Source organism: Planctobacterium sp. AWH2_060 (assembly GCF_056158425.1).
Window position 1 is genome coordinate 3,448,237 of sequence record NZ_JBSWTG010000001.1, and the last position, 16,005, is coordinate 3,464,241.

At 48.6% G+C, this 16,005-nt stretch carries 17 protein-coding genes; 5 read left to right on the plus strand and 12 right to left on the minus strand.

Annotation, left to right across the window (positions count from 1 at the left end; translation table 11 throughout):
- Positions 1-14: 14 nt before the first annotated feature.
- The 9 genes from nirD to ACXAD8_RS14725 all read right to left on the minus strand — a co-directional run bounded on the left by nirD (position 15) and on the right by ACXAD8_RS14725 (position 9,339).
- Positions 15-344, minus strand: a complete 330-nt coding sequence (gene nirD / locus ACXAD8_RS14685) for a nitrite reductase small subunit NirD (RefSeq protein ID WP_475230114.1) — start codon at positions 342-344, stop codon at positions 15-17.
- A gap of 13 nt (positions 345-357) precedes the next feature.
- Entirely contained in the window at positions 358-2,958 is a 2,601-nt protein-coding gene (gene nirB, locus ACXAD8_RS14690) for a nitrite reductase large subunit NirB (RefSeq protein WP_475232973.1), read from the minus strand.
- A gap of 27 nt (positions 2,959-2,985) precedes the next feature.
- Positions 2,986-3,825 (minus strand): nitrate ABC transporter ATP-binding protein, encoded by an 840-nt coding sequence (locus ACXAD8_RS14695; protein ID WP_473020610.1) that lies wholly within the window; start codon positions 3,823-3,825, stop codon positions 2,986-2,988.
- A 76-nt stretch (positions 3,826-3,901) separates the two neighbouring features.
- Positions 3,902-4,897, minus strand: a complete 996-nt coding sequence (locus ACXAD8_RS14700; protein WP_475230117.1) for an ABC transporter permease — start codon at positions 4,895-4,897, stop codon at positions 3,902-3,904.
- 162 nt (positions 4,898-5,059) lie between these two features.
- On the minus strand, positions 5,060-6,388 hold the full coding sequence (locus ACXAD8_RS14705) for a CmpA/NrtA family ABC transporter substrate-binding protein (RefSeq protein WP_475232975.1): 1,329 nt from the start codon (positions 6,386-6,388) through the stop codon (positions 5,060-5,062).
- A 322-nt stretch (positions 6,389-6,710) separates the two neighbouring features.
- Complete coding sequence (locus ACXAD8_RS14710; RefSeq protein ID WP_475230120.1) at positions 6,711-7,781, minus strand: CmpA/NrtA family ABC transporter substrate-binding protein; 1,071 nt, start codon at positions 7,779-7,781, stop codon at positions 6,711-6,713.
- Between the two features lie 9 nt (positions 7,782-7,790).
- Positions 7,791-8,393 carry an ANTAR domain-containing response regulator gene (locus ACXAD8_RS14715; protein ID WP_475230122.1) on the minus strand — a complete coding sequence of 201 codons (603 nt, stop codon included), beginning with the start codon at positions 8,391-8,393 and terminating at the stop codon, positions 7,791-7,793.
- 152 nt (positions 8,394-8,545) lie between these two features.
- Positions 8,546-9,124: a molybdenum cofactor guanylyltransferase gene (gene mobA / locus ACXAD8_RS14720; RefSeq protein WP_475230124.1), complete on the minus strand. Its 579-nt coding sequence runs from the start codon at positions 9,122-9,124 to the stop codon at positions 8,546-8,548.
- Positions 9,121-9,339, minus strand: coding sequence for a hypothetical protein (locus ACXAD8_RS14725; RefSeq protein WP_475230127.1), 219 nt, complete (start codon positions 9,337-9,339; stop codon positions 9,121-9,123). The genes mobA and ACXAD8_RS14725 overlap by 4 nt, the downstream gene beginning before the upstream one ends.
- 2 nt (positions 9,340-9,341) lie before the next feature.
- Here ACXAD8_RS14725 and ACXAD8_RS14730 point away from each other — a divergent pair, with 2 nt between their 5' ends.
- From ACXAD8_RS14730 to ACXAD8_RS14745, 4 genes are read left to right on the plus strand one after another with little or no spacing between them, the layout of a single operon-like run.
- Complete coding sequence (locus ACXAD8_RS14730) at positions 9,342-10,076, plus strand: sulfite exporter TauE/SafE family protein (protein ID WP_475230130.1); 735 nt, start codon at positions 9,342-9,344, stop codon at positions 10,074-10,076.
- Positions 10,077-10,079: 3 nt separating this feature from the next.
- Positions 10,080-10,649, plus strand: coding sequence for a nucleotidyltransferase family protein (locus ACXAD8_RS14735; RefSeq protein WP_475230133.1), 570 nt, complete (start codon positions 10,080-10,082; stop codon positions 10,647-10,649).
- The gene (locus tag ACXAD8_RS14740; protein ID WP_475232976.1) at positions 10,630-11,199 is read left to right on the plus strand and encodes a YdcF family protein; all 570 of its coding nucleotides are present in this window, start codon (positions 10,630-10,632) and stop codon (positions 11,197-11,199) included. The genes ACXAD8_RS14735 and ACXAD8_RS14740 overlap by 20 nt, the downstream gene beginning before the upstream one ends.
- Before the next feature lie 11 nt (positions 11,200-11,210).
- A complete protein-coding gene (locus ACXAD8_RS14745; RefSeq protein ID WP_475230136.1) occupies positions 11,211-11,612 on the plus strand; it encodes a group II truncated hemoglobin in 402 nt (133 codons plus the stop codon).
- Between the two features lie 65 nt (positions 11,613-11,677).
- Here ACXAD8_RS14745 and ACXAD8_RS14750 read toward each other — a convergent pair whose 3' ends face one another.
- Positions 11,678-12,304 (minus strand): hypothetical protein, encoded by a 627-nt coding sequence (locus ACXAD8_RS14750; RefSeq protein ID WP_475230139.1) that lies wholly within the window; start codon positions 12,302-12,304, stop codon positions 11,678-11,680.
- Between the two features lie 204 nt (positions 12,305-12,508).
- A complete protein-coding gene (locus ACXAD8_RS14755; RefSeq protein WP_475230141.1) occupies positions 12,509-14,416 on the minus strand; it encodes a M1 family metallopeptidase in 1,908 nt (635 codons plus the stop codon).
- A gap of 151 nt (positions 14,417-14,567) precedes the next feature.
- Between ACXAD8_RS14755 and rssA the strand changes: the two genes are divergently transcribed.
- Positions 14,568-15,530: a patatin-like phospholipase RssA gene (gene rssA / locus ACXAD8_RS14760; RefSeq protein ID WP_475230143.1), complete on the plus strand. Its 963-nt coding sequence runs from the start codon at positions 14,568-14,570 to the stop codon at positions 15,528-15,530.
- On the opposite strand, the gene ACXAD8_RS14765 is transcribed toward rssA, so the two are convergent.
- Positions 15,527-16,003, minus strand: coding sequence for a GNAT family N-acetyltransferase (locus tag ACXAD8_RS14765; RefSeq protein WP_475230146.1), 477 nt, complete (start codon positions 16,001-16,003; stop codon positions 15,527-15,529). The genes rssA and ACXAD8_RS14765 overlap by 4 nt on opposite strands.
- Positions 16,004-16,005 lie beyond the last annotated feature (2 nt).

Genomic DNA, 16,005 nt, shown 5'->3' on the forward strand with positions numbered 1-16,005 from the left:
CTTTAGGCCTGAGTTCAGGCCTGGATTTCCAGTTGTTCACCCACCAGGCGCACCGGATATACCGGGATTGATCTGGAATCATCTTCCAGACACTTGCCTGAGGTCAGCGAATAATGCTGCTTGTACAGTGGTGATGCCACCACCAGCTCGTCCTGCACAGAGCCGAGAATGCCCCGGCTCATGACATTGGCCTCGCCAATGGGATCCCAGTTTCCGGTAGCGAAGTATTGCGCTTCGCCCTGCACAATAAATTTAAACAGCGCGATTTGTAGTTGATTCAGTTTGGCGCACACGCCAGCGTTATCAATCAAATCATCCAAATGACATATTGGTTGCCAATTCATGATCTTGCTCCTGTTAAGCCGGTTCGGTGTGAGGTGTCGTTGCGGAATGCGTGGCATCCAGCACCGCGATTTTCTGTTGTGACCAGTAGGCTTGTTTTTCCTCACTGGTGGCCGGGCGAATTTGGGTACGCTCCTGCACAAACACGACGTTTTCATCCTGTTCCGGGCTGTTCACAAACTGACGGAAGCGTTTCAGGGCTTCGGGATCTTCCACCGTGGTTTTCCACTCACATTGATAGGTGCCCACTACTGCTGCCATTTGTGCTTCCAGTTCCTCAGCGATGCCAAGGCTGTCTTCAATCACTACCTGCTTGAGATACTCCAGGCCACCTTCCAGATTCTCTAACCACACGGACGTGCGCTGCAGACGGTCTGCGGTTTTACAGTAGAACATCAAAAAGCGGTCGATGTACTTCACCAAGGTTTCGGTATCCAGGTCGGTAGCAAACAGGTCGGCATGACGAGGCTTCATTCCGCCATTACCACAGACGTAGAGGTTCCAGCCATTTTCAGTGGCGATGACACCCACGTCTTTACTCTGTGCTTCGGCGCACTCACGGGTACAACCGGATACTGCCATTTTGATTTTGTGCGGTGAACGCAATCCTTTATAGCGATCTTCGATATTGATGGCGGTGCCAACGCTATCCTGCACGCCATAGCGACACCAGGTGCTGCCCACACAGGATTTAACGGTACGCAAAGATTTGCCATAGGCGTGACCGGTTTCAAATCCGGCATCAATGAGCTTGCGCCAGATAGCCGGTAACTCTTCCAGTCGGGCACCAAATAAATCGATGCGTTGCCCCCCGGTGATTTTGCAGTACAGGTTGTATTCTTTGGCCACTTCACCCAGCACAATTAATTTATCAGGGGTCACTTCACCACCAGCAATGCGCGGCACCACGGAATAGGTACCATCTTTTTGCATGTTGCCCAGGTAGCGATCATTAGTATCCTGCAAACCAATGTGGGGCTTTTTCAGCACATAGTCATTCCAGGCGGTGGCTAAAATAGAGGCAACAGTCGGTTTGCACACGTCACAGCCATGGCCGGAGCCATGTTTGTCCAGTAATTCATCGAAGGAGTGAATTTGCTCTACCCGAATCATGTGGTACAGCTCCTGGCGGCTGTAAGCAAAGTGTTCGCAGATGTCTTTTTTCACTTCCACACCGCGCGCTTCCAGCTCGGTCTCTACGACGGTTTTCAGCAAGGCAGTACAGCCTCCACAGCCAGTGCTGGCTTTGGTGCAACTTTTAACACTGCCCAAATCGCAAGCACCACCTGAGCTACAGATATTGTCCATGGCAGAAATGATGTCGCCCTTAGAAACGTTGTGACAGGAACACACCGTCGCGGTATCCGGCAAGGAGCCTGCGCCAATGGCCGGGGCAGCACCGTCAGAAGCGGGTAAAATCAGGGTTTCCGGATTTTCCGGTAAAGCCATGCCGTTCAGGGCAAATTGCAGCAAGGTATCGTATTCGCCGGTATCACCCACTAGCACAGCACCCAACAGCAGTTCCTGCTTGGCATCCACCACGATTTTTTTGTAAACCTGCTTCGGCTGATTTTCAAATATGTAGGTAAGGGCACCCGGTGTTCTGGCATGAGCGTCGCCAATAGACCCAACCTCCACACCCAGGAGTTTAAGTTTGGTACTCATATCTGCACCAGTAAACGCCAAATCGCCTCCTGCGATATGACTTGCTGCTACCCGAGCCATTTGATAACCGGGTGCCACTAAACCAAATATAAAGTTATTCCACAGCGCACATTCGCCGATGGCGTAAATATCTTGTGCTGAAGTCTGACACTGGTTATTCACCACGATGCCGCCGCGCGGGCCAATTTCGATATCAAATTCTCGCGCCAGGGCATCCTGCGGACGAATACCGGCAGAGAACAACACCATGTCTGTACCCAGTACTTCTCCGTCTTTAAAACGCAGTTGATAGCGATTGTTGTCGCCTGCTTCGATAATTTCTGTGGCTTTGCTGGTGTGCACCTGCACGCCCAACTCTTCAATTTTGCGCTTAAGCAGCGCGCCGCCACCTTCATCAAGCTGCACACCCATCAGTTGCGGAGCGAACTCCACCACATGGGTTTCCAGGCCGGCTTGTTTTAGCGCGTTAGCCGCTTCAAGGCCCAGCAGGCCACCACCCACCACGACACCAACTTTACTCTGACTGGCAGATTGTTGGATGGCCTCCAGATCTTCGATGGTGCGATACACCAGGCAGTGTTCCTGGTCGTGACCGGGAATGGGCGGTACAAAAGGAAAGGAGCCAGTGGCCAGCACCAGTTTGTCCCAGCTGTAGGTAACACCGCTTTCGGTGGTCACGGTTTTATCCGATTTATTGATATCCACCACTTTGGCGTTAACGTAGAATTCCACTCCCAAAGACTGATAACGGGCTTCATCAGTTAAAGCCAGCTCAGCGGCCGTTTTACCGGTGAAATATTCGGATAAATGCACCCGATCATAAGCCAGTCGCGGCTCACCGCTTAACACTGTGATATGTGCTTGTGGCAAGGCCTCCACCATTTGTTCTACAAAATGGTGGCCCACCATGCCGTTACCCACCACGACAATGCGCGGTTGTGCTGTTGTCATTTGCTTAGTCATACTGTTCTCTCCCAATCAGGCCGCATCGGGCTTTGCTGCGGCTTGCTGTTGCGATTTTTTCACTGCCACAGGCTCAACCTTGCGTTGTTTTTCATACAGGAAGCTCAGCACTTCATGGCGATAGTGGTTGTACTGTTTGTCATCCGCTAACTCGATACGGTTACGAGGCCGCTCTAATGAAATATCCAGAATCTCACCGATTGTGGCTTCCGGGCCGTTGGTCATCATGACGATGCGATCTGAGAGCAGTACTGCTTCATCCACATCATGGGTGATCATGATCACTGTATTGCCTAATTCGGCATGGATCTCCATCAAGGAATCCTGCAAGTGGGCCCGTGTCAGTGCATCCAGGGCACCGAAAGGTTCATCCATTAACAGCACCTGTGGCTCCATAGACAGGGCGCGGGCAATACCCACACGCTGCTTCATACCACCGGAGATTTCGCCGGGAAGCTTGTCTTTAGCATGAGTCATATGTACCAATTCCAGATTGTGTAAAATCCACTCGTGCTTTTGCGCCTTATCCATGTGCTTGCAGGTTTGTTTTACTGCCAGCTCCACATTTTGATAGGCCGTCAACCAGGGCAATAAGGAGTGATTCTGAAACACCACCGCTCTTTCCGGGCCGGGTTCATTGACTTCTTTGCCTTCTAAAATTGCACCACCTGTGGTGGCCTGATACAGGCCCGCCACGATATTCAGTACCGTGGATTTACCACAACCGGAATGACCGATGAGGGAGATAAATTCGCCTTTGGCGATGGTCAGGTTGACATCCTGCAGTGCCACAAATGGCCCCTTAGGCGTAGGAAACTCGATGCCCACCTGGGTTAGTTCTAAATGCTTTCTCATGATTTTGCTCCGCTGTTTAGCGTTAAATTTTGCAGGCAGCAGCGTTTGTTTATTCTGGCTGCCGCGCTACCAGGTGTTATCTCAGATTGATAGACTTGTCCCAGCTGACCTTGCGCTGCAACATCAGCATCAGACGGTCAAGGAAAAAGCCGATAGCCCCAATGACCAGCACAGCTACCATAATGCGGGCTAATGAATCAGAGCTGCCGTTCTGGAACTCATCCCAGACGAACTTGCCAAGGCCCGGGTTTTGCGCCAGCATTTCTGCGGCAATCAACACCATCCAGCCAATGCCCAGAGACAGACGTAAACCGGTAAAAATCATGGGTATAGAAGCAGGTAAAACAATTTTGACCACATGGGACATAGCGTTCAGACGCAGTACTTTACTGACATTCACCAGGTCATTGGGGATCCCGAAAACCCCCACCGCTGTATTGATCAGAGTTGGCCACAAACAACACAGGGCGACCGTGAAGGCAGAGGTTAAAAACGACTTAGAAAACATCGGATCATCGGTAACGTATACCGCACTCACCACCATAGTCACTAGTGGTAGCCAGGCCAGTGGCGATACCGGTTTAAACAACTGAATCAGCGGGTTAATGGCGGCGTATGCGGATTTACTCAGACCACACAAGATACCTACAGGCACGGCCACCAGCGAAGCAATGAAAAAGCCCACTGCCACGGTGTAAAGACTGGTCCAGATCTGCTGGAAGAAAGTCGGGGCACCCGTATAAGGTCTGATTTTGGGCTGATAATCAGGATCGGCTGCCGCACGACGGGCGTTGCGCTCTTCCTGACGTTGATAAAAGGCTTCCGCTTTTAGCTGTTCCGCCTGATGCTCTTGCCAGAGATTGACACTCTGTTGGTAGACCTGCACCGGGCCGGGAAACTGGCCCAGTGAGGTATCAATATTTTTAGCGGTTATGTTCCACAAAACCAGAAACAGGCTCAGTCCAATCAGCGGTAACAGAGCGCTTTTCAGGGTTGCCAGCCAGGCGCTATTGGCCAGCGGGGCAGGTAATTTCAGGAATGTCACTTTTTGCAATGCTGCAGTTCGGTTCATGACAATACTCCGGGGTGTAAGTTTACGGGTTAATCAAAAAACAGAATCCATATCTGTCCGGGTTCTGAGCGTTACTGCTCGGTAGTTCTGTAAAAAATGTACTTCCCTGTACTCAAGGTCCAAAAACAACCACATGCTCTGTCCAGAGACACGAAGTCGGGGTCAAATTTTGTCGTCCGCTTTCAGGCCAATGGCAAACTTTTGTAAGTAAGCGTTAGGCGCTTTACCGTCATAAGTAATGTTGTCGATAAAGTGAGTTTGCGGGTCGCGGAAACCATCTTCGGTTGCAAAGTCCGGGAATCCTGCCGGAGTGGCATAGCCTTCCTTAATCAGATCTTTGGCAGCGGCCTCATAAATGTCGGGACGATAGACCTTCTCGGCGATATCGAAGTACCACTGATCCGGTTTTTGTTCGCTTATCTGGCCCCAACGACGCATTTGCGTGAGATACCAGATGGCATCAGAGTAATAAGGGTAAGTAGCGTGATAGCGGAAGAACACGTTGAAATCCGGGATCTCGCGCTTATCGCCTTTTTCAAACTCGAAGGTGCCCGTCATACTGTTGGCAATCACGTCGGCATCGGCGCCCACGTACTGTGGTTTTGCCAGTATTTTTACTGCTTCCGGGCGATTGGCGTTGTTGTTTTCATCCAGCCACATTGCGGCACGGATCAAAGCTTTTACCACACGTTTGTGGGTATTGGGGTTTTGATCTGCCCACTCCTTGCTGACACCAAACACTTTTTCCGGGTTGTCTTTCCAGATTTGATAATCGGTGATCACCGGCACACCGATACCTTTAAACACTGCTTGTTGGTTCCAGGGTTCGCCGACGCAATAGCCATAAATGGTGCCTGCTTCCATGGTAGCGGGCATTTGCGGTGGAGGGGTTACAGACAACAAGGCCTGAGCATCGATCTGGCCACTGATATCGCCTTTATGGGGCGCATAAAAACCCGGATGGATATTACCGGCGGCTAACCAGTATCTCAGCTCGTAGTTGTGGGTCGAGACCGGGAATACCATGCCCATATTGAAAGGCTTACCTTTGGCAATATAGGAATCCACCACAGGTTTTAAGGCATCGGCTTTAATGGGATGCACAGGTTTGCCATTCTCGTGGGGAATGTGCTGCTTCATCTGCGCCCAGATATCGTTGGAAACCGTGATTCCGTTGCCGTTTAAATCCATACTGAAAGCGGTGACGATATGAGATTGGGTGCCAAAACCAATGGTGGCACCTAACGGCTGACCAGCCAGCATATGTGCGCCATCCAACTGACCATCAATCACCCGATCCAGTAACACCTTCCAGTTGGCCTGAGCTTCAAGGGTGACGTACAAGCCTTCATCTTCGAAATAGCCTTTTTCATAAGCAATGGCCAAAGGCGCCATGTCCGTCAATTTGATAAAACCAAACTTCAGTTCTTCTTTTTCCGGCCAATCCCCATCTGCAAAAACAGCAGTAGACAGCAATGTTACCGATGACATTGCAACGCAAATTGTGCGTTTAAATTTCTTTATCCAATGTGTGCTTAACATTTTGTGTCCTCTTTTTTTAGCCAAAAAAAAGCCCACAGCGCGAACTTCATAGAGAAATTCGTTCTGCGGGCTACTTTGCCTGGCGAGCAGTGATTCACACCTGGAATGACTGTTCGCGATATTTTAGGAGTGTGTATTTAAAATTCTTATCACTCTGACCTTAGCATAGCATTGTTAATGCCAATATTTTTAATTGTTATATTTCAACAACTTACGAATTCCCTATAAAAACTTCCGCTGTGAACAGAGATCCTTTTAGTGCATTTGGGCACTAGCTCGGTGCACCATCATAACTATCCGTGCGATACACCTGGCGGATAACCTGATGTAAATCGGTATCTTTGGGCAGGTGTTGGCTGCGCTGCATTTGCTGCAATAACCAAACCCCCTGTTCCGGAGTAGGTTGGTTTTGCTTTTGCGGCTCCTGGAACAGAGTATGGCCCCGAATTTCACGACAATCTGTGCCTTGTTTAGTCAGGCAACTGTCCAACAATGCCGGTGCTACACTGTCCAGGCTGGTGCCTACATACGCGGATTCTGCCAGCCAGCGGGCCGCCTCAAAGCGATTGGGTTTAGAAGACAGCCACAGACAGGCCTTTTTCAGGGCATCCGTTACCGCCGCAATGCTTTGCGGGTTTTGTGCCTGCCAAGCGCGGGTAAGTCCCAGTACTTTTTCTGGCGTGTTGTGCCATATCTCACAAGACGCAATAACCGTAGTACCAATGCCCGCTCTGACTGCCGCCGCATTCCAGGGGCTACCGACGCAAAAGCCATCTATCTCGTTTTCGGCGAGAGCCTGCACCATTCTCGACGGAGGAATAATACGTATCTCCACGTCATCGGTGCTCAAGCCCCCCTGTTGTAACCAACTCACCAGTTGATAATAGTGGCAGCTGTACGGAAAAACCGTGGCGAAACAGAGTTTTTTCAAACCCTGAGCATGGCGAATTTTAGCGATGGTACTAAGGCGCGCTGCGCTCAGGGGTTCCGATAATAATTGTGCAGTGTTTTGTTCTCCCAGACGTTGCACTTCAGCAAACAAGGCATTGGATAAGGTAATGCCATTGCCGTTGTAACTGAGGATCATGGGCACAGTCATGTTTTGAGCGCTGCTACCCAGCCCCAGGTGCATAGCCAATGGCATAGGCGCCAGCATCTGCGCCATATCCAGATAACCCGCCAATAATTTATCCCGCAAAGTTGCCCAGGAATTCTGCCTGACCAACTGCACATTGAGATTATTCTGTTGAAAGAATCCCAGTTTTTCTGCCACCACTAACGGTGCACAATCGCTTAACGGCATAAAACCAATTGTGATATCTGTTTTTTCTGGTGTGAACATTTCCCCGCCTTATACCGACAACGTTGTAATGATATCGATCATGTTTTTCGCCACCTGATCCATACGCAAACCATTGTCCATGGCCATTTTGCGTATCATCTGGTAAGCCTCTTTTTCACTCAAATTGCGACTCTCCATTAACAAGCCTTTGGCTTTTTCGATAATTTTTCGCGAAGCTAATTCCTGTTGGGTTTCTTGTAATTGGTTGAGCAAAGACTGCATTTGCTGGAAGCGCGCTACCGCGGCATCCATAATGGCTCTGACCCGTGAAGGACTGACATCTCTGGCCACATAAGCACTGACACCACTGTGTACTGACTGATTAATCGTGTTGGTATCTTCCTGTTCGGAAAACATTACGATGGGTTTAGGGTTAAAACTATTCAGGGTGTGCAGTGAATCCAGAATATCCCGGCTGGGAGATTCGATATCAATAATGATGACATCCGGTTGTAAGGTATCCACCTGCTTCAACAAGGACACCTCTGCGCCTATCATGTGTTTTACCTGATAACGGGATTTATCCAGTGCCGCAGAAAGCGCCGTTGCCCGCTGCGGATCATCATCGATGAGTAACACACAAAGAGGTTGTGAATGTTCGTCTTGTGCCATGGAAAAGCTTACTTGTCACAGTTTAGTTAGACTATGACTGTGTATTGCAACTCCCACGCCATTTAGATTTTTAAATATTTATCAATTAGTTAGCTTGTATTGGTGATTGCCAGAGGATACCCGGTTGCACAATGTTGGGGCAAACGCCGGGCTCAGTTCTCGCTGTTATGTTGCAGACATTCCTGCCACTGCTTTGGATCATTGGCATTTTTAAAGGCATTTTGCTCCGGAAGCGGCAGAGTCTCAGCCTGCAACGCCTTAACCAGCCGCCACACTGAAGGTGATTCGCCAGCACTCAACCATTCTGAGATTAATTGCTCTGCTTTGTCACTCTGAAATAGGTATAAAGGCAGGCATTGTTCATGAAAATAACAACTTTGTTGTTTTTGCTCTCCGTATTGCACTAATTGTCGCAGATATAAAGGCGTCATCAGGGGCATATCCACTGGAAGGATTAACAACGGCAATTTTCCGTTTTGATGCAACGCCCCATGAATACCGGATAGCGGTCCGCGCGCAGGGTATAGGTCTGTCACTTTTTGCTTCGCGGCAGCGTCAGGATGGTTTACCAAAACCAGGCTGGCACCGGCTTCCTGTAACAGTTGTTCAGCCTGCTGTAACAGGGTTCTGCCGTTAGCGAGTTTTAGTTGTGCTTTATCCTGCCCCATGCGGGAAGAGCGACCACCTGCCAGCACCAAGGCATTAAAAGTCAGGTTGTTGATATCCCTCATTGTGTTTCCAATTGATTGGCAGTAATAAATCGGGACATTCCAGCACCAATCCCTTTGGCGGGTCGGCACTGATAACCAATTGGCAACGCTGCTGAGATGTCTAAATCTTCGGCCTGAGTATTGAACATAAACGAAAAAATTTTGAGACAGGTATCCATAATGTAACTGAAAAAGCGTAAAATCAATGCATTCTCTGCTTCCCTTCTGTGATTCATCTATGCCATTGGAATTCGACTACATCTGGCTGATTTGTGCTTTAGCGCTGTTTTTAGGTTGTGTGATTCAGGCTGCCATCGGTTTTGGTATGGCAATTGTTGCCGCGCCCATTCTGGTGATAATGCAACCCCAGTGGGTGCCCTACATACTAACTGTTACCGCGCTTGTGGTGAGCAGTAGTAACGCGTGGCAGCAGAGGCAAGCCATTCAGTGGCGCACTATGATGTCACCTTTTATCAGCCGCGTCCCAGGTACCATTTTAGGCACCTGGCTGTTAATGGTTATGTCCATCGCGGCTTTGCAAATCACCGTTGCCGCCATGGTGTTACTGACAGTGGTGGTGTCTTTGTGGTTAAAGCCCTTTCCGGCTAACGCCCGCAATTTAGGCATCGCGGGCTTTGTTTCCGGCGTAACCGGCACCACCACCAGTATTGGCGGTCCGCCAATGGCATTAGTGATGCAACACGGTGAAGCCCGGACTATCAGGGCGAACCTGTCTATTTATTTTGTGTACAGTTGCCTGATAAGTCTGGTGGGCTATCAACTGACCGGATTAATGACCACAGAAACCTGGCTGGTTAGTTTCACTATGGTGCCCTTTGCGTTACTGGGCTTCTGGGTTGGCAAGCATTTGCAACGTCACGTCGACAATAGCTTCAGACCCATTCTGCTCACCCTGTGCTCCCTTTCTGCCGGGTTTGCACTGGTGAATGCACTACTTAAAAGCACCGCATAAACCATGACAGAATCCGAAGCACAAGAGACCATCAGTCAGTGGTTGCGACAAGATAACTTCAGAATGCAGGTACTTGAGGCGGTGCGGGAACTAACGCTACCTCAGGCTTATGTTGCCGCCGGATTTTTACGCAACTTGATCTGGGACAGGTTACATCAAAAGAATTTTTCGCCGCTTAACGATATTGACATCATTTATTACGATACTGAGGACATGTATAGCGAAACCCAGGCGAAAGTGCGATTGCAACAACAGTTTCAGCAGGTGGATTGGGATGTGAAAAACCAGGCTAGGATGCATAAAAAGCATGGTCACTCGCCTTATTCCGACTGTGCCGAAGCGATGAGTAACTGGCCGGAAAAAGAAACGGCCATTGCGGTTTGCCTTGATGAAAATAAACAACTGCAGTTTTTGGCTCCCTGGGGTTTGGCCTTTTTATTCGATGCTTGTATAACCTGGAATAACAAACGTCCTTTATCGCTGTTCAAAGAGCGTGTTGCCAAGAAAGACTGGTTGACACAATGGCCTCAACTCACTGTGCAGATCAATAGTGATGACACTTCCACAAACTGATCCACATCGTTTTCAGTGCGATAGCATTACCCTGGTTTTAGGTTACAAGAACACACCTCAGGGTGAACTGTTCGCCATTATGCAGCAACGAGCCAGTGAGGCGGTAAAGGTCGCCCAACAGTTTAATACACCTGTGCTGTGCACCGGAGGTTGGGGAGATAAATTCAATCGGCACTCTCTGCCTCATGCCCGACATGTTCAAAACTGGATGCAGCAAAAAGGAATCGCCGCCGAGCGCTTTCTTCCTTATGCCGCCAGCCGCAATACCTACGAAGACGGAAAACTCTGCGCCGAAATAATACGGCTGTTTCGCATCAAAAAAGTGTACCTGGTAACCTCCGATTTTCACATGCTACGGGGATTTTTGTGGCTTCGACATTTTAACCCTCAGATTGATATCATCTGCAAAGCAGCAAAAACCTTGGCAACAGAGGCCGAACTCCAAGCCCTCAAAGCGCACGAAAAACAGGCAATCGCGCAGTTTTATCTCGACTTTCCGGATACACAGGCAGTGGATATTGCCGCTATAATGCCGCCAGTTTCAGATTAAGGAGCGTGAGATTGCTCAACAAGTTATTCAAGAAAAAGCCCGCCACCGCTTACGACGCCATTGGCGGCGAACAAGGCACCCGACGATTAGCGAACCGATTTTACGATATCATGGAGTCAGATCCCGCCGCCGCGGAGCTGTTGGCATTACACCCTAAACCTATGGATAAAATTCGCCAGAAATTTTTTGAATATTTAAGCGGCTGGCTGGGGGGCCCACCACTATACGAAACGCAATACGGGCATCCCAGACTGCGGGCCAGGCACCTGCCTTTTGCCGTCACAGAACAGATGGTTGAGCAATGGTTGTACTGTATGAATAAAGCGCTTGATGAAGTAGTCGAAGACAGCCAACTGCGAGAAGCCATTCGCCAACCCATCACACAACTAGCCCACCACATGAAAAACAGCTAATTTCAAGGGGTCAGAGTTCTTGAAATCAAAACGACCGGGTTTCAAGAACTCTGACCCCTTGAAATCTAATCGTTCCCTTTGTAACCGTGCTGCATTGTCAGGTAGTGGCGCAGGGTTATTTCTGACTTGTGATCCTCCCAATGTTCGATGGGGAACCAGGCCTCGAAATAATTGTGCACAGGTACATCAACATCTGGGATATCTCCATTATCAATCGCTACGCCCACTAATGCCGACACGAAACTTTTTGTCACCGACATCTGACTGTGCAAATCCAGATTGTTATTATTTAGCTCCACATCAGCACCATCGAAGGAGTCACGCAAACTCTCCTCGAAAAACAGTTGGTTATCCTTGAGGATCAACACTGAATCAATATTGCGATACTGTCCCTGATTTATTTTATCCATCATGCTGTGCAACAACTGAATATCACTAATCCCTACGTCCTGGAAATGCGCCACCTGTAATTGGTCCAGTTGCAATTCAGGCTGTTGATACACATAAGGAGGAGGCGGCGGTGGAGGTTCACTATTGATGGGCTCTGGAGTGCTGCCACCACCACAACCTGATAGCAACAAAACGGCCAAAATCAATAGCCAGCAACAAAGTGTTTTGCTGTATCGTTCTCGCTCTGGTTCTAAAGCTAACTTTGCCGTGCTTAAGCACATCTGAATGTAGGTGCTGACCATTTTCCTGAGCCACTAAATTTATCCGAACTAAACAATGGCACCTAAGATGAGATTTTTCCACTTCTGGCATCAGTAATGCCGTAGAGCAGTTTCAAGAACTCTGACCCCTTGATTGGATGAGCGGTTTCAAGAACTCTGACTCCTTGAACGAAAAAGGTGCCGGATGGGGCACCTTTTGGTTGTCGAGTTATACGTCAGGTTGGATTATTGAACGTAACCTTCGTTGGCTTTCACCGTGAGTGGATGATAACCGGCTTTGGCTACATCAAAGGCTTTTTTGGCAAAGGCTTTGCCTTCCGGTGTTTCCGAAAGAGCCTTGTACAAAGGTTTAACCAATTTGTTGCGGCCAATGGTGGTGAGATATTCATATAATCTGTCCCACGCCACTTTGTAGTCGTTGTGAATCGCGTGTAATAACCAACTGTGAGCAATTTCATTGTTTTGATGACCGGTAAAGTTGAAGGCGGCATCCAACTCAGACATTTGCTCAATAGTCATTTCTGGCAAATTGTCTACGAAATACTTCCACTGATGATAATTCCAGTTCGCAGTATCTATATCTCCGGCTCTCAACTCACCCTGTAACCAGGCATTGCGCGCTTCATCCACAATGGCAAAGGCATCAGAGCTGGCACCAGGTGCGCCTTCTGGAATACCTGGCTGGAAGATCCATTGCATAATGCGCTCTTTGTCCAGTTGCTCGGGATACTGAGCTAACAAGGTTTCATCCAGATAAGTAATAAACTGTTCAGTGGTAATGCTCTGGAAGGCAAAATGCTCAAAGTAGCCCAACAAAAAGGCATCGAAGTTCTCGCGACCAATTTTATTTTCCAGCTCTCTGAGGAACAATGCGCCTTTCTCGTAGGGGATATTACTAAACACGTCATCCGCATCACGACCGCGCAAATCAATCGCCAGGATCTGGTCTTTTTCCGGCAAACTGGCAATATCCGCCGCAAGGTCCTGAGCACCTAACACCAATTCCATATTGTAGCGGTCGGTGCCATAGATAAATTCCATAATGCGATAGGTCAGATAGGTTGTGAATCCTTCGTTTAACCACAAGTCACGCCAGGTGGCGTTAGTGATGGTATTGCCAGACCAGGAGTGAGCCAGCTCATGGGCAATCAACGCCACCAGCGATTTGTCACCGGCGATCACGGTAGGAGTAATAAAAGACAATCTCGGGTTTTCCATGCCACCAAAGGGGAACGAAGGCGGTAAGATCAATAGATCATAACGGCCCCAACTGTATTCGCCATAGCGTTTCTCCGTCTCAATCAGCATGTTTTCGGTATCTTCAAACTCTTTGGCGGCACGCTCTAACCAACTGGCCTCAGCATAAACACCAGTGCGCTCACCCATGGCTTTAAATTGTAAATCCCCTACTGCTAAAGCAATCAGATATGAAGGAATGGGTTGCGGCATAGTAAATTCATACACGCCATCTCTTTCTGCGTCCGGGTCATTGGCAGCACTCATCACCGCCAGTAACTCTTTCGGAGTGCGGATGATGGCATCATAAGTCACTCTGGCTTTTGGCGTATCCTGAAGCGGGATAAAGCTTCGCGCATGAATAGCCTGTGCCTGGGTGAATAAGAACGGATGTTGTTTACCCGCCGTTTGTTGTGGCGTTAGCCACTGTACGCCAGAAGCATCCGGTGATGTTTCATAAGCCACAGTAATTTTATGGGCCTTTTTAGGGACAGAGATAAGAAGTCCGGTGCCCAGATGCGGATCCGGCTCCATCAGTGTATAAGGCACATCCTTGCCATCCGATGTCACTGACAGGATAGTTAGATCACGAGTATCCAAAATCAAACGCTTCCTCTCAGCAATTACCCGTGCTATTTCCAGTTCAGCAGTGCCACTTAACACCTTGCGCTCAAAGTCCACGGTCAAATCCAGCGATATATGAGTGACTTTGATTTCTTCGGGGTTAGATAAGGAGTGATAATCCTTGCCGACCTTGATTTGGGAAGGAGTCACTTTCTTAGCTAAAGTTTGCTCCACCTGAGTTGTTTGTCCTTTGGTCACGACCGCTTCATCATTTTTGCTGCAAGCGGCCACAGCCAACAACATAATTAGCGAAAAAAGTGCTTGTTTTTTCATCGTTAATCCTCAAGCTAAATGGACCTGAAATTTGCAGGCTACATACTGCGTCAAAATGGGTTTAGGTACAACAAAAATTAACTATATCCTCCCCCTTTAAATCACCGAGAAAAACCGCAATTATGAGTAGAGTTGAATTGGGAGTACTGGGATGAAGTTAGGCTTAGTTTTAGGTAGCGGTGCAGCCAGAGGTTGGGCCCACATAGGTATAATCAATCGCCTGAAAGAAATTGGGTTTGAGCCTCACATTGTAACCGGCAGTTCCATCGGCGCTTTGGTAGGAGCAGCGCTGGCAAGCGGCAAGCTCGCAGAACTACAAGATTGGGTAAAAAGCCTGGATAACTGGCAAGTGTTCAGCTTGTTGGATTGGGGGCTAGGCCAGGGCGGTTTGATCAGCGGTGAAAAGGTCTTTGAAAAAGTCACAGAAACCATCGGTGATGTTAACTTTGAAGACCTGAATATGCCCTTTGGGGCTGTTGCCACGGACTTGTTCACGGGTCGGGAAACCTGGCTAACTCAGGGATCGTTAAAACATGCACTGCGCTGTTCTTGTGCTATTCCTGGCATATTAGCGCCCTATGAATACGAAGGCCGCTGGATGGTAGACGGTGCCACAGTCAACCCAGTGCCGGTATCTTTGTGCAAAGCCATGGGCGCTGATTTTGTTATTGCAGTGGATTTAAATTCTGACAAATCCAATTTAGGAGCAAAAAACCAGGAAAAAGTGATCCCTCAGGCGGAATCCGAAGAATTGCTTGCCGAACCCGAAAAACCCTTGGATTACGTGGCAACACCAGGCGCTGAAAAAAACCACTTCGATAGATTATTACTTTCCGGTAAAAACTATCTGCAGCAAATCAAAGAACGCAAACAGGTAAAAGCCCGTACACCAGATGTTTTCGCGGTTATGTCAGGTTGTATTGATATAATGCAGGACCGTATTACCCGCTCCCAATTAGCCGGTGATCCGCCGGACCTGGTGATCCAGCCCAAGCTAGCCGATTATGGCATTATGGATTTTGACAAGGCAGAAGCCTTAATCAAAATCGGCGAAGAGTGTGTGGATCTGTATCGCCCTATTTTGCAATACAAGCTGGAACATATCAGCGTCTAATCAGCACCAAGATGCTGTTCCCGGTCCAGTACCCAACAGCGTTCATTGTGCTCGTAACCAATATGCTGGTAGTAGTCTTTGGCGGCAGGCGCTGCCAGCAAGATGATCTTACAGCGCGGCCCCAAACGCTGCTGCGTTAGCTGTTGCAGCTTTAAGCCAATGCCCTGGTTTTGATATTCCTGATGCACGGCTAAATCCGACAAATAGCAACAGTAATGAAAGTCCGTAACCGAACGGGCAATGCCCACTAATTTCTGATTATGCCAGGCACTGATAATCAGATTACTGTTCTCCAGCATACCCTTAAGACAAGCATAATCTTCCACCGGACGTCGCTCTGCCAGAGTTGAATCTCGCAACAACTGTCGAAACTCTTCCGGTTTTACGTTTTCATTAATTTCATATTGAATATGCATAGTGTCTCTGACGTTATTTTTTTGTGCTTCACAGCAATCTTCTGTAGCAAATGTCATTA

Excerpts from the sequence above, each read along its gene's own strand:
- ACXAD8_RS14755 (WP_475230141.1), bottom strand. The coding sequence starts at position 14,416 with ATGAAAAAACAAGCACTTTTTTCGCTAATTATGTTGTTGGCTGTGGCC.
- rssA (WP_475230143.1), top strand. The coding sequence starts at position 14,568 with ATGAAGTTAGGCTTAGTTTTAGGTAGCGGTGCAGCCAGAGGTTGGGCC.
- ACXAD8_RS14730 (WP_475230130.1), top strand. The coding sequence starts at position 9,342 with ATGCCATTGGAATTCGACTACATCTGGCTGATTTGTGCTTTAGCGCTG.
- ACXAD8_RS14715 (WP_475230122.1), bottom strand. The coding sequence starts at position 8,393 with ATGGCACAAGACGAACATTCACAACCTCTTTGTGTGTTACTCATCGAT.
- ACXAD8_RS14750 (WP_475230139.1), bottom strand. The coding sequence starts at position 12,304 with ATGGTCAGCACCTACATTCAGATGTGCTTAAGCACGGCAAAGTTAGCT.
- ACXAD8_RS14700 (WP_475230117.1), bottom strand. The coding sequence starts at position 4,897 with ATGAACCGAACTGCAGCATTGCAAAAAGTGACATTCCTGAAATTACCT.
- nirD (WP_475230114.1), bottom strand. The coding sequence starts at position 344 with ATGAATTGGCAACCAATATGTCATTTGGATGATTTGATTGATAACGCT.
- ACXAD8_RS14725 (WP_475230127.1), bottom strand. The coding sequence starts at position 9,339 with ATGAATCACAGAAGGGAAGCAGAGAATGCATTGATTTTACGCTTTTTC.
- ACXAD8_RS14695 (WP_473020610.1), bottom strand. The coding sequence starts at position 3,825 with ATGAGAAAGCATTTAGAACTAACCCAGGTGGGCATCGAGTTTCCTACG.
- mobA (WP_475230124.1), bottom strand. The coding sequence starts at position 9,124 with ATGAGGGATATCAACAACCTGACTTTTAATGCCTTGGTGCTGGCAGGT.
- ACXAD8_RS14705 (WP_475232975.1), bottom strand. The coding sequence starts at position 6,388 with ATGTCATCGGTAACATTGCTGTCTACTGCTGTTTTTGCAGATGGGGAT.
- ACXAD8_RS14740 (WP_475232976.1), top strand. The coding sequence starts at position 10,630 with ATGACACTTCCACAAACTGATCCACATCGTTTTCAGTGCGATAGCATT.
- ACXAD8_RS14710 (WP_475230120.1), bottom strand. The coding sequence starts at position 7,781 with ATGTTCACACCAGAAAAAACAGATATCACAATTGGTTTTATGCCGTTA.
- ACXAD8_RS14765 (WP_475230146.1), bottom strand. The coding sequence starts at position 16,003 with ATGACATTTGCTACAGAAGATTGCTGTGAAGCACAAAAAAATAACGTC.
- nirB (WP_475232973.1), bottom strand. The coding sequence starts at position 2,958 with ATGACAACAGCACAACCGCGCATTGTCGTGGTGGGTAACGGCATGGTG.
- ACXAD8_RS14735 (WP_475230133.1), top strand. The coding sequence starts at position 10,080 with ATGACAGAATCCGAAGCACAAGAGACCATCAGTCAGTGGTTGCGACAA.